Origin of the sequence: Novosphingobium resinovorum (assembly GCF_027922145.1) — a bacterium.
GTDB lineage: Bacteria > Pseudomonadota > Alphaproteobacteria > Sphingomonadales > Sphingomonadaceae > Novosphingobium > Novosphingobium resinovorum.
Window position 1 is genome coordinate 102,303 of record NZ_BSFC01000021.1, and the last position, 12,739, is coordinate 115,041.

The 12,739-nt window shown below is 62.6% G+C and carries 9 protein-coding genes; 5 read left to right on the plus strand and 4 right to left on the minus strand.

Annotation, left to right across the window (positions count from 1 at the left end; all coding sequences use genetic code 11):
- Positions 1 to 65 precede the first annotated feature (65 nt).
- The 3 genes from PKE80_RS12990 to PKE80_RS13000 all read left to right on the plus strand — a co-directional run bounded on the left by PKE80_RS12990 (position 66) and on the right by PKE80_RS13000 (position 4,575).
- Positions 66 to 338 (plus strand): hypothetical protein, encoded by a 273-nt coding sequence (locus tag PKE80_RS12990; RefSeq protein WP_271182820.1) that lies wholly within the window; start codon positions 66 to 68, stop codon positions 336 to 338.
- Between the two features lie 136 nt (positions 339 to 474).
- Complete coding sequence (locus PKE80_RS12995) at positions 475 to 2,769, plus strand: TonB-dependent receptor (RefSeq protein ID WP_271182821.1); 2,295 nt, start codon at positions 475 to 477, stop codon at positions 2,767 to 2,769.
- Between the two features lie 165 nt (positions 2,770 to 2,934).
- On the plus strand, positions 2,935 to 4,575 hold the full coding sequence (locus tag PKE80_RS13000; protein ID WP_271182822.1) for a Na+/H+ antiporter: 1,641 nt from the start codon (positions 2,935 to 2,937) through the stop codon (positions 4,573 to 4,575).
- On the opposite strand, the gene PKE80_RS13005 is transcribed toward PKE80_RS13000, so the two are convergent.
- Positions 4,559 to 5,452 (minus strand): Rossmann-like and DUF2520 domain-containing protein, encoded by an 894-nt coding sequence (locus tag PKE80_RS13005; RefSeq protein ID WP_271182823.1) that lies wholly within the window; start codon positions 5,450 to 5,452, stop codon positions 4,559 to 4,561. The genes PKE80_RS13000 and PKE80_RS13005 overlap by 17 nt on opposite strands.
- Positions 5,453 to 5,543: 91 nt before the next feature.
- On the opposite strand from PKE80_RS13005, the gene PKE80_RS13010 reads away from it, so the two are divergent.
- Both PKE80_RS13010 and PKE80_RS13015 read left to right on the plus strand, forming a co-directional pair.
- Positions 5,544 to 6,422 (plus strand): pirin family protein, encoded by an 879-nt coding sequence (locus tag PKE80_RS13010; RefSeq protein ID WP_271182824.1) that lies wholly within the window; start codon positions 5,544 to 5,546, stop codon positions 6,420 to 6,422.
- Positions 6,423 to 6,629: 207 nt separating this feature from the next.
- Positions 6,630 to 8,162, plus strand: coding sequence for an MDR family MFS transporter (locus tag PKE80_RS13015; RefSeq protein ID WP_271182825.1), 1,533 nt, complete (start codon positions 6,630 to 6,632; stop codon positions 8,160 to 8,162).
- A gap of 3 nt (positions 8,163 to 8,165) precedes the next feature.
- Here PKE80_RS13015 and PKE80_RS13020 read toward each other — a convergent pair whose 3' ends face one another.
- Genes PKE80_RS13020 through PKE80_RS13030 form a run of 3 tightly spaced genes read right to left on the minus strand, consistent with a single transcriptional unit; the run spans position 8,166 to position 12,731 of the window.
- On the minus strand, positions 8,166 to 9,356 hold the full coding sequence (locus PKE80_RS13020; RefSeq protein WP_271182826.1) for a beta-barrel domain-containing protein: 1,191 nt from the start codon (positions 9,354 to 9,356) through the stop codon (positions 8,166 to 8,168).
- Positions 9,346 to 11,505 (minus strand): type I secretion system permease/ATPase, encoded by a 2,160-nt coding sequence (locus tag PKE80_RS13025; protein WP_271182827.1) that lies wholly within the window; start codon positions 11,503 to 11,505, stop codon positions 9,346 to 9,348. Before PKE80_RS13025 ends, PKE80_RS13020 begins: the two co-directional genes overlap by 11 nt.
- Positions 11,505 to 12,731: a TolC family protein gene (locus PKE80_RS13030; RefSeq protein WP_271182828.1), complete on the minus strand. Its 1,227-nt coding sequence runs from the start codon at positions 12,729 to 12,731 to the stop codon at positions 11,505 to 11,507. The genes PKE80_RS13025 and PKE80_RS13030 overlap by 1 nt, the downstream gene beginning before the upstream one ends.
- Positions 12,732 to 12,739 lie beyond the last annotated feature (8 nt).

Sequence of the window (12,739 nt, forward strand, 5' to 3'; positions counted from 1 at the left end):
CGCTGAAGACCGCAAAAGTAACCGACGGAGGCAGTTTTTACCCGGCGGAGGCGCGACTTGCCAGCATGGCGGAGGCAGATCGACCGGCCGCGACGGCTGTGTCGCCAGATTGTCATCGCCATAACGCGGATCGCTGGCTGTCCGGTCTTGGTCTTACGGGACAGGCCTATGAAACGCATGAATTTCCGCATGACATCGGGATACCGGCTCTCGCGGCGACGCTGAGCATTGCGACCGATCATGGCGAGGTGTTGCGGGGCTTGGCGCTCGCCTGCGATGTTGATCCGGACGGCCGCCTTACCGATCTCGCGGAGATAATAAGGCATGAGAGGGACTGAAGCTGCCGCGATATTCTCCTCAATCAAAATCTTGCTGTAAGATTGCGATAAATTGCCACGTTGCTGAATTTTGTCCCTTGTTTTTCTCGCAAGTCATTAGCATTAGCAGCGCGCACAAAACATGAGGGATTCTCACGTGTCAAAGTCTCGCCTTCGCCTATCATCGGCGCGCGTTGCGCCTGCCTATCTTGCGCTTTCGTGCGTCGGGTTCGCTGCCGCTCCGGCGTTCGCACAGGATGCCGAAGGCGACCCCGCTGCGCGGAGTCTTGGCGGCGTGACTGTTTCCGACACCGCGATCGAAGAAACTCCGTACCGCACGCCCAAGGCAGACTCGCCCAAGTACACCGCGCCGCTGCTCGATACGCCCAAAACGGTCATCGTCGTGCCGTCGCAAGTGATCCAGGACACCGGCTCGACGACGTTCGTGGAAGCGCTGCGCACTGTGCCGGGTATCACCTTCGGTGCAGGCGAAGGTGGCAACCCACAGGGCGATCGTCCACTGATCCGCGGTTTCGATGCTCAGGGCAGCACGTATATCGATGGAGTACGCAGCGTCGGCGGGCAGTCGCGCGAAATCTTCGCCATCGAGCAGATCGAGGTCGTCAAGGGCAGCGATTCCACCATGGGCGGTCGTGGCAGCGCCGGAGGCAGCCTGAACCTCGTCAGCAAGATGCCTCATCTCGGCACCACCGCACAGGCCGATCTCAGCTACGGCACTGACGACTACAAGCGTGCAACCATCGATGCGAACTACCAACTCGGCGACATGGCGGCGGTGCGGATCAACGGCATGTGGCACGATGCCGACGTCGCCAAGCGCGACGTGGTGACCTACAACCGCTGGGGCATCTCCCCTTCGGCAGCTCTCGGGCTGGGCACCTCGACCCGCGCCTTCATCAACTACTATCACATGCAGAGCGACGACATCCCCGATCCGGGCATCCCGTTCGAGCGTACTGCCGCGCAGGTGACCTCCACCAGCCAGTTGAATATCCAGCCTGCCGACGTCAAGCGCAGCACCTTCTACGGGTTGGCCAACCGCGACTTCCGCAAGACCAACACCGATGAACTGCTGATGCGCGCCGAGCACGATCTGTCCGATACGATCCGCCTGCGCGCGACCGGCAAATATGCCAACGTCAAGCAGTCCTACATCATCACCCAGCCCGACGACAGCCAGGGCAACGTCCAGAACGGCCTCGTCTGGCGCCGCGCCAACACGCGCTGGAGCGACGTGGACTCGATGGTCGGCCAGCTCGATCTGTCGGGCAAGTTCACGACCGGCGGCATCGAGCACTCGTTCTCGACCGGCTTCGAGAGCAGCTGGGAGCAGTCCAAGCGCGGCACTTACAACGTCAGCACCAACGTCACTGCGGTCAACACGGGAACCGGACGCTGCAGCGCTGCACAGCAGGCGGCTTACAACTGCACCAGCCTGACCAACCCCAACCCCTACGATCCGTGGCAGAACATATCTTCCGACGGGACCACGATCGTGCCCATCGCGAAGAGCGCTGCCAGCGCCAAGACGGAAGCGACGACTTACGCGCTTTACGCAGCCGATACGGTGACCATCACCGACTTCCTGCTGCTCAACCTGGGCGCGCGCTACGACTGGTACGACACGACCGCGACAACGCTGACCACTGGCGTTGCCCTGAGCAACAAGGAGCACTTCTTCAACTACCAGGCCGGCCTCGTGCTCAAGCCCAAGGAGAATGGCAGCGTCTACGTTTCGATCGCCAAGTCCTCCACGCCTGCCGGCAGCATGCTGGGCGAAGGGTCGGAAGGTAACGCCCTCGCTGCGGGGCTCGATCTGAAGGCCGAAGTGACCAAGTCCTATGAGATCGGCACGAAGTGGTCGTTCTTCGATGACGCATTCGGCCTTAACCTCGCGCTGTTCAAGACCGATACGGACAATGCCCGCATCACCGACAACAGCGTGGTGGTGTTCCAGGGCAAGCGCAACATCAAGGGCGTCGAAGTGGGCTTCAACGGCAAGCCGCTGTCATTCTGGAGCGTCTTCGGCGGCTATACCTACATGGACTCGGAGATCGGCTTTGCCGGCACCGGCAATGTCAACAACGGCAAGGCGTTCCCGAATACGCCTAAGCACAGCTTCACCGCATGGAATACCTTCGAGATTCCCGGCGGCTATCAGATCGGCGGCGGCGCGATCTACAACTCGAAGCAGTACGGCGGCTACGGCACGGTTATTCTCAACAGCGTGACCTATGACGTTACCCGCTCGATTCCCAGCTACTGGCGCTTCGACGCAATGGCGTCGGCTCGCATCACCGACAACATCTCGCTGCGGGCCAACGTCCAGAACCTCACCAACAAGAAGTATTACGACAAGACCTACTCGACCCACTTCGCGACTATCGCACCAGGCCGTTCGGCCTTCGCGACGCTGTCGCTGAAGTACTGATCGATCCGGTGAAGTCGCAGGCGCCCGCTCCCTTCAGGGGGCGGGCGCTGCTGCGTCCGGACGATACATGCAGAACCGAATTTAATTGCTTTTTTTGCAATTAGTGGGTTGCCCCTCGGGCGACCTGCCTCCTAGACTGCACGGGTAGTCATATGGAGTGAGGTTTTGGAGACAGTTTCGATCGTACTTTTTCTGCTGCTGGCGGTCGTCGTCAGTGGCGCCGTTGCGAGGATGATGCCGTTCTCGATACCTACGCCGCTGGTCCAGATCGTGCTGGGCGGCGTGATCGGAATGTCCACTTCGCATCGGGTCGAACTCGATCCGGAACTGTTCCTTTTCCTGTTCCTGCCACCGCTGTTGTTCCTTGACGGGTGGCGCATCCCCAAGGACGAACTGTTCAAGGATGCGTCCACCGTGGTGGAGCTTGCCCTTGGGCTCGTGCTCATGACCGTGATCGGAATGGGTTTCCTGATCCACTGGATGATCCCGGCGATGCCGCTCGCGGTGGCCTTTGCGCTCGCCGCAGTCGTCTCGCCGACCGATCCGATCGCAGTTTCGGCCATCGCCGCCCGCGTGCCGGTTCCGAAGCGCATGATGCACATCCTCGAGGGTGAATCGCTGCTCAACGATGCCTCCGGCCTCGTCTGTCTGCGCTTCGCGGTTGCCGCGGCTTTGACCGGCACCTTCTCGGCCGGCAGCGCGACGCTCAACTTTCTGTGGGTGGCGGGCGGCGGCCTTGCCATCGGCGTCGTGGTGACGCTGGCGGTGACCCGCGTGAAGGCCTGGGTGACGAAGCGCTGGGGTGAGGACACCGGCTCCCAGATTCTCGTCAGCCTGCTGATCCCCTTCGGCTCCTACCTGCTGGCTGAGCATTTCCACGCTTCCGGCATTCTCGCGGCAGTCAGTGCGGGCGTGACGATGACGTATGCGGAGATTTCGCGGCAGGCGCTCGCGGTCACCCGCATGCGTCGCAATTCGGTTTGGGATATGATCCAGTTCACCCTGAACGGCATCATCTTCGTGCTGCTTGGCGAGCAGATGCCGGGCATCCTTGCCGGTGCGCGCCAGACCGTTGCAGTGACCGGGCATAGCGAGGCGTGGTGGCTTGCGATCTATACCCTTGCGATCGTCGCAGGCCTTGCGACCTTGCGCTTCGTATGGGTGTGGGCATCGCTCAAGCTGACGATCCTGCGCAAGGCCAAGCGGGCCGTGGGCGTGCAGACGCCCGACTGGCGCCTGATCGCCGCGACCTCGGTGGCGGGCGTACGCGGCGCCATTACGCTCGCCGGTGTATTGACCCTGCCGCTGACGCTGAACGATGGAACGCCGTTCCCGACCCGCGATCTGGCGATCTTCCTGGCGGCCGGTGTGATCGTGGTTTCGCTGGTCCTGGCAAGTATCGCTTTGCCGTTTCTGCTGAAGGGGCTTGCCATGCCACCCGAACCGGCCCGTCAGGCGGAGGAGGATTCTACCAGGATTGCCGTTGCGGAAGCCGCGATCCAGGCCATAGAGCGGCATCAGCATGCCCTTGCCGAAACTCATGGCGAGGCCGACATCTTCGCCGATGCCGGCGGCCAGGTGATGACCCTCTACCGCGAGCGTATCGAGGGCCTGAGCGAGCGCCAGTCGGCCGAGGCCCGGACCGGCGACAGGCTGCTGCGCGATTTCCGCCTCGTCGGCGTCCGCGCGGAAAGGGCGGCGCTGTCGCAGATGCTGCGTGGGCGTAGCATCAGCAGCGAGACGGCTCGCAAGCTCACGCGCGAACTCGACTTGTCCGAAGCCCGCTTTTCTAGCGGGGCGGCGTAAGCCTGTCGGGGGCGAGCAGCTTCTCCAGTTCCTTGCCCGCTGGCTGGCGTCGCTCGCCCAAGGCATCAAGTGTGGCAAGCGCCATGGCTCGGTAGGGCGCCATCAACGCGGGGTCGTCGGTGGCGATGGCGCGAAAGTGGCGGGCCACGGTTCCTGCGTCGCCCCGCAGGACCGGGCCGGAGAGTGCTGCCATGCCCTTGCTCAGACTGTTCTCGAGTGCGGCACGGGCGAGCGGGGCAAGAAAGTGACCCGGCCGGTCGATGCCCGCCCGCCGCAAGGCATCGCTTGAGCCGGCAATGAGGGTGACCAGATGATTGGCCGCATGGCACAAGGCAGCATGGTATAGCGGCCGGTGCTCTTCGGCGACCTCGACGCCGGTTCCGCCAAGCGCGCGGACGAGCGCCATCCCTGCATCAGTGGCGGCCGCACTTGATCCCGTCACTGCGAAGTGAGCCTGTGCCATGCGCGCGACCTCGGTATGCGGGTCGCCGGTAAATGTCATTGCCGGGTGGACCGCCGCGGTCCGGGCGCCGATGGCCTCCAGGCAGGACAGGGGAGCCGTCCCGCTGCCGCCGCTGAGATGGCAGACGAAAGGGACTGCGGGCAGGGGCAATTGCGCCAGGTCGGCGGCCAGCGGCGCGATCGCGTCGTCGGCAACGGCGATGACGATGGCATCGCAGCTCGTGGCCAGAGCCTGCAGGTCTTCGGCGGCCTCGCATGGCCCAACTTCCCGCATCATATCGATGGTGCGGGCAGGGGTGCGCCCCCATATCAGCAAGGGCTGATGCGAACGATCGCGCAGCCCCAGCGCAAAGGCGCGCGCGACGCGCCCGGTTCCGATGATGCCGATGCGTTCGGCGATGGACGTGACAGTCATGACGGCTGCCTAGCGCGTCGCTTCGCAAGTTGCACGACCTTGGGCAATCCCGCATAGCTGGCCGGGCAAGGAAACAAACGGGCGAGACGACATGATCGAGATGGTGATCGAGCAACGGCGGCGTAGCCTTGGCGGCGGTCTGGACGTAGGACGGGTGCTGCCTTTCGCCAAGCGTCGCATGGTCGGGCCGTTCGTGTTCTTCGATCATATGGGGCCGCTTGACGTGGCGGCCGGCGCGGACCGCAGCCTTGATGTGCGACCGCACCCGCACATTGGGCTGTCGACGGTGACGTACCTGTTTTCCGGAGAGATCGTTCACCGCGACAGCGTCGGTTCGCATCAGGCGATCCGCCCGCAGGAAGTGAACTGGATGACCGCAGGCAGCGGGATCACGCATAGCGAACGCTTCGAAAAGGCGCGCGCTGTCGGTGACCATCTCCACGGCATCCAGGCCTGGGTGGCCTTGCCGGAAGGCGACGAGGAGGTCGCGCCCTCGTTCTCCCATCACGCCGGTGCCGACCTTCCGCAATGGAGCGAAGCCGGAGTTCGCGGCCAACTCATTGCCGGCAGCGCCTATGGCCTGACCGCAGGGGCTCGAACGCATTCGCCGCTGTTCTATGCGCATCTCGACCTCGATGCGGGTGCTAGGGCGGAAGTGCCTTCGGATCATGCCGAGCGGGCGGTCTATGTCGCCACCGGAGCCGTCGAAGTCGACGGCACGCGGTACGAGGCGGGTCAGATGCTGATCCTGGGCGCCGACGTATCCAGCATCGTCGCCGTGACCGGATCGACGGTAATGGTGCTGGGCGGCGAACCGGTCGGCGAACGTTTCCTGTACTGGAACTTCGTTTCATCTTCCAAAGACCGCCTCCGGCAAGCGGCGGAGGACTGGAAGGCAGGTCGCATGAAGCTTCCGGACGCGGACGATCAGGAGTTCATTCCGCTGCCGGATGACCCGTTCCTGAAGTAGTTGGCCCTGAAACCGCAGACGATGGCCTGATCCGGGTGCCTGCGGCTCATTCCGGAACACCGGGGGTTCCAATATGCCGCACCGCACCTATATAGGGCGTTCCGGTACGCCCGCGTTACGATGGACGGCCCTTGGACGGGAGAGCCCCATTCGTCCGTAACCCGGAAAGCTGAACATGTATTTTCTCGCCCGCTGCCCCCTGGTCCCATGCTGAGGCCGCGGCGGCGCGGTATCGCCTCGGTCAATGCCGAAGTGCGCGACGGGATCGTTCCCGCCGCGGGCGCGCTCGCGAAGACACGTGATGAAGGACCTGCGGAATCGGGCGCAAACTACCGTTTCATAGCGCTTATCATCGCTTCGGCATTGTTCATGGAATTCGTCGATGCGACCGTGCTCGCCACGGCGTTGCCGACGATGGCGAAAGACTTCTCCGTGCGTCCGCAGGAGATGAGCGTCGCATTGACGTCCTATCTGCTCGCGCTCGCGATTTTCATTCCTGCATCGGGATCGCTGGCCGACCGGTTCGGCTCTCGGACGATCTTTCGCAGTGCCATCCTGCTGTTCGTCCTGGGGAGCCTCGCTTGCGGACAATCGCGCTCGCTCGAGATGATCGTCGTGTCGCGTTTCGTTCAGGGCATGGGCGGGGCAATGATGATTCCGGTCGGGCGATTGGTGCTCCTGCGGTCGGTCGCCAAGCGTGATATGGTCAATGCCATGTCCTGGCTGCTGGTGCCTGCCCTGATCGGTCCGATACTCGGGCCGCCATTGGGCGGTTTCATCGTGACCTATCTGGACTGGCGCTGGATATTCTACATCAATCTGCCGATGGGCATCCTGGGCTTCTGGCTCGTCGGCCGCTACATCGCCAACATCCGTGAGGATGATCCCGGCCGTTTCGATACGCCCGGCTTCATTCTGAGCGGCCTGTCTCTGGGCTGCCTGTTGTTCGGCTTCGAGATGGTAAGCCGTCCGGGCGAGGGCGCGATGGCGGCAATCCTCGTCGGCATAGGGCTGACCGCAGGCATCCTCTATGTCCGTCACGCCCGTAACCGTGAAGGCGCCATCCTCGACCTCGGCCTGCTGCGGGATCCGACGTTTCGACTGTCCGTTATCGCGGGGTCGATCACGCGTATCACGCAAGGCGCCCAGCCCTTCCTGCTGCCGCTGATGATGCAGGTGGGGCTCGGCTTCACGGCGGCCAAGAGCGGGACGATCACAGTCGCGACGGCGATCGGCTCGCTGGCCATGAAGAGCTTCGCGCAGCGGGTTCTGCGCCGTTTCGGCTTTCGTCGCGCGCTGATCTGGAATGGCATCATCGCCACTGGAGGCTATGCCGTCTGCGGGCTGTTCGGCCCTGCCTGGCCGACCTGGGCGATGTTCGCCGTGCTGGTCCTGTGCGGCTTCTTCATGTCCTTCCAGTTCACGGCATACAACACGATTGCATATGATGGCGTCGACAAGCAGCACATGAGCCGGGCCACCGCGTTCTATTCCACGTTCCAGCAACTGATGTTGTCTTTGGGTATCTGCGTGGCGGCAATGGCGCTGCACCTCGCCATGCTCGCCAATGGCAATTCGGCACCGACCTCGCGGGATTTTTCGGTGGCTTTCTGGGTTGTTACCGCGATCTCGCTTACTGCTACGTTCTGGAACCTGCGTTTCGCCAGCGACGCGGGCGCAGAGATCAGCGGCCACGCCGAGGAGACCGAGGCATCGCCGGAACAGCGTTCGGCCGCCTGACGGTCAATGCAAACGCGCTTTCAGAAGAGGGCGCAGCAGATAATTGAGAACACTGCGTTTTCCATTGAGGATATCGACTTCGGCCACCATCCCCGGGATGATGGGCAAGGCCTTGCCATCCCGCATGAGATGGGCGCCATCGGTGCGGACGAACACTTGATAATAGGCCTCCTTTCCACGTACGGTTTCCTCCTCGATCGTATCGGCACTGATCCGCTCGACCCGCCCGTTAAGGTCGCCATAGACGGTATAGTCATAAGCGGTGATCTTGACCTTTGCCGACATGCCGGGGATGAGAAACGCCACATCGCGCGGACGCACACGGGCTTCGATGAGCAGCCTATCTTCGATGGGTGTAACCTCCATGATCGGTTCTCCGGGCTGAACGACACCTCCGCGCGTATTGACGAGCACCGTATTGATCCGGCCCCGCACGGGTGAGCGGATTTCGGTGCGTCGTAACTGGTCGTCACGCTGCTGGACGATGGGCGTGACGGCGCTCAGCTCGGCCTGCTTGTTCGCCAGTTCGGTATAAGCCTCCTGGGCATAGGTATTTTCAAGTTCGACCAGCTTGCCCGTATAAGTTGCAATGTCCTGCCGCAGCTTGAGCGCTTCCATCTCGCTGACGACCTTTCGCGCGGTCAGCGGTTGTACGATGGCCAGTTGTCCTCTTGCTATGCCGATCTGCTGTTGCAAGGTTCGGCGTCCTTCCTCCAGCTTGCCGCGTCGGGAAACGAACAATTCGCGCTCTGACCGTGCCAGAGCGCTATCGGGGGCGATCTCGCGCGGAAAGTTGATCGAACTCCTGTTCAGGACCTCTGCCTGCAGTCGGGCTATGGCGGCCTGCAGAACGGCTGCCTGATTGGCGGATTCCTCGTAGGAAGTCCGGAAATGCGTGGGGTCGAGGCGGACAAGAGGCTGTCCGTGCACGACGATGTCGCCCTCGCTGACCAGAAGATCCGCCAGGATGCCACCCTCGAGGCTCTGGATCTTCTGCATGCGGCTGACTGGAACCACTCGCCCTTCGCCGCGCGTGACTTCGTCGATGCGCGCGAAGGCCGCCCACAGGATGGCTATGACGATGCTTGCGATCATCGTCCACAACAGTGGGCGAAATAGGGGATGCGTGCCGGCTCGGAAGGGGTCGCCGAGTTCACGATGCAATCCGTACGCCGAGAAGCCTTCAACCGCCATGTGTCGCTCCCGCCGCCATGCGCTCGGGCGCCTTTACCTGATTGCCGGAGACGACGTTGCCAACCGGCCCGTCCATCACCACGCTGCCATCGCGCATAACGATGACGCGTTCAACCAGCGCCAGCATTGAGCGCTTGTGCGTCGTCAGGACCAGCGTGCGATCGCCCAGCCAGGTCTGCAGCCGAGCGACAACGTGGTCCTCCGCCGCCTGGTCGAAAAATGCGGTTGCCTCATCGAGCAGCACGATTTGCGGGTCCTGCAGGATCACCCGGGCCAGTCCCACCGCTTGCCGTTGGCCGCCCGAAAGGCTGCGACTGCCTAGGAGGGGCATGTCCAACCCCATGGCATTGGCTCGCACGAAACGGCCGAGCCCTACGTCATCCAGCGCCGCGAACATCTCGGCGTCCGATATGGCCCCCCCTTCGAGATTGAGGTTTTCTCGCAAGGTTCCCTGCATGAGGGCGACATCCTGCGGCAGGAAGCCGATGGCCGCCCGTCGGTCGGACGGGTCGATTTGCATGAGGTTCATCCCGTCCAGCATGACATTGCCCGAGGTGAGGTCGCCGAGGCCGGACAACAGGCGCAGCAATGTGGATTTCCCCGCGCCGTTCCCTCCCAGTATCGCGACTTTCTCTCCGGCGGCGATCGTGAGCGCGCTTACGTCGACGACCGGCGGTCCGTCGTCGTACCTAACCGCGGCATCAGCGAGCATGAACTGTCCGCGTAATCGTTCCACGCGGACGAACGCGCGATGCTCCGGCCGCTCGACCGGCGCGGCCATGAGCTGATCAAGCCCCTCGAGGGCGACGCGAGTATGCTGCCACCGTGCCAGTATGCCCGCCGCCTGCGACATCGGCGCAACGGCTCTGGCCCCAAGGAGCGAACATGCGACCAGCGCGCCGACGGTCATCGCGCCTTCACCAATGCGGTACACGCCAAAGGCGACGATGCCGACGTAACAGAACTGCTGCACCATCCCTGCGCCGTAAGTGAGCGCACTCGACAGGGAATGGCTGTGCCGGGCGGTTTCTGCCAGTTTTGCGGTCAGCGTTTCCCAAAGCTGCATGGCCCGTCCTTCGCCGCGCCCCGCCTTGATAGCTTCCAGATTTTCCACCGCTTCGATCAGGAGGCTGTTCTTTATCGCGCCTTCGCGCAGGTTCCGGCGAGAAAGGTCGGCCAGGCGACGCTGCATCATCAGACTGGGAAAGACCATCAGCATGATGGCAGCGATCGGCACCAGCACGACCGGCCCGCCGATCAGCGCGATGATAGCCAAGAATATAAGCGTGAAAGGAAGATCGCTTGCGATTGCGGCACTTGACGAGGTGAAGAACTCGCGAACGCTCTCGAACTCACGGATTTGACTGGTGAAAGCACCAAGCGAGGCAGGACGTGCCGAAAGCCGTGTCTGCAATACTCTTGCAAACAACTGTGTCGATAGGCGGAGGTCGAGGTTCTTGCCCATCGCGTCGAGAAGGTGCCCGCGCATGTAGCGCAGCACAGCCTCGAACACGATGGCCATCACGACGCCGCTAGCCAGTATCCACAAGGTGTCAAAAGCCGAATTGGGTACGACCCGGTCATAGACCTGCATGGCAAAAAGGGCCGTTGCGATGGCAAGGAGGTTGGCCATCATCGCTCCGAGCGCCACCTCAAGGTAGGCGCGGCGATATTTCCTCAAGGCGTCGAAAAACCAGTGCCGGCCATCGGTCGTCGCGAAAGCGCCTGGTCTAGCCTCGGACTTGAAGCGGAGCTTGGCGAAAACCGCAACGCCAGCGTACACATCCGCCAGCTTGGCGACCGGCATTTGCTGGATGCCGCCATCGGCATCGGGCAGCCGCAGTACAGCCAGGTCCCCCTCCAGTGCAGTCAAGACTACGCTGTTGCCATCATCGAGAAGCAGCAGGGCCGGTAGCAGATAATCCGGCAGGTCAAGATCGCATCGCCGTACTTGTGCGGACATGTCGAGCCGACGCATGGCGCGTGGTACCATGTCCAGAGGCAGTCCGCCATCGGCCAGAGGCATCCCGTCGCCCAGTTCGCTCGCGCTAGTGTGCCGCCCTAGCATCGCGGCGAGCAGCACGAGGCCTTCACGCAAGGGATCGCGCTTGCGCACCGATGGCCCAAAGTCGTCCGACATTGCTTTCATCACGGGAGGTCCCTCGGCAATGCGACGAGGTCGGAAAGTTTCCCTAGCTGCGCGGCTATCCGATATTGAATTCTGATCGTCTGCAGCTTCACTTCATTAAGCGACCGCAGCGCATCGAAATGTTCGCGCTGTATTGTCACCAGATCGACGATATCCCGCCGCCCAACCTGGAATTGCTCCCTGTAAAGGCCGATCAAGCTGCCAGCGCCGGCCACTTGCGCATGCAGTGCCTGTGCCTGCTGTTCCAGTGCGGTCGCGCTCGTCGTGAGATTTCGGAGCTCGCGTGAAATATCACGCCGGACGGCGGTCTCCTTCAACTGCGCAGCATTCACTCGCTCCCTTGCCGCGTTCGCGCGATCAAATGACGAAAACCCCTGCATCGGCGTCATGCGCAGGCGCAGGGCGACCACTGCGTCGCTGGCCATTCTTCCGCCGATTTCACGATTGAGGGCGGTTGCCTCGAGATTTATACGGGGCAACATCGCCGAGCGAGTATCGTCGAACTGTGCACGGGTATAATGCGTTTCCTCCAGAGCCTTGAGATATCTCGGTGCCTCGTCGATCAACGCATCGATGTCCTGAGTTTCCAGATATCGGATCATCGAGATCGGCGTGGGCTGTTCCAGATGTTCAGGCAATGCGCCGACAAGCGTTTCGAATTGTGCGGCCGCGGCGGCAGCCTGACCATCATCGCTGGCGAGCTTTTGACGCGCACGCGCCAGTTCGAGCTGCGTGCGATCAGGCTCGCTGCGATCGGCGTATCCGCTGTCTGCCCGCATCTCCGTCATGTGCGAGAGGCCGGTCAGCGCCGAGATCTGGTCGAGATCGACCTCACGCTGGAGCCGCGCCAATACAACGTCGAGGTAGATTTCGATCACGTCGCGCGCAGCTTCGTCGCGGGCGATCGACCAATCAGCACGGCGCTGTCGTTCGGTCGCCCGTGCGCTGCCGACTTTGCTTCGGGTCTGGCCCCAGTCATGAACCATCTGCGCGGCCGTCACCTCATAAGCCCATTGGTCTGGCGAGACCTCTTGCGGGCCGCCTGATGCAGAAATCGAAGGCAGGTACCCAGATCGCGCGACGTCGACATCGGTATGGGCGGCCTTGACCTCCGACCGTGCGGCGGACAGCGTCGGATCCCTTGCGATCGCTGCGGCTACAGCGTCCTCCACCGTCATAGCCTTTGCGTGTTGCGTGCTCGGGCCAAAGACCGAGAAAGCGATCATGCCGAGAA

What these genes read in the sequence shown, in the direction of transcription:
- PKE80_RS13020 (WP_271182826.1), bottom strand. Translation starts at nt 9,356, where the DNA reads ATGGCGGTTGAAGGCTTCTCGGCGTACGGATTGCATCGTGAACTCGGC.
- PKE80_RS12990 (WP_271182820.1), top strand. Translation starts at nt 66, where the DNA reads ATGGCGGAGGCAGATCGACCGGCCGCGACGGCTGTGTCGCCAGATTGT.
- PKE80_RS13010 (WP_271182824.1), top strand. Translation starts at nt 5,544, where the DNA reads ATGATCGAGATGGTGATCGAGCAACGGCGGCGTAGCCTTGGCGGCGGT.
- PKE80_RS13025 (WP_271182827.1), bottom strand. Translation starts at nt 11,505, where the DNA reads ATGAAAGCAATGTCGGACGACTTTGGGCCATCGGTGCGCAAGCGCGAT.
- PKE80_RS13015 (WP_271182825.1), top strand. Translation starts at nt 6,630, where the DNA reads ATGCTGAGGCCGCGGCGGCGCGGTATCGCCTCGGTCAATGCCGAAGTG.
- PKE80_RS13030 (WP_271182828.1), bottom strand. Translation starts at nt 12,731, where the DNA reads ATGATCGCTTTCTCGGTCTTTGGCCCGAGCACGCAACACGCAAAGGCT.
- PKE80_RS13005 (WP_271182823.1), bottom strand. Translation starts at nt 5,452, where the DNA reads ATGACTGTCACGTCCATCGCCGAACGCATCGGCATCATCGGAACCGGG.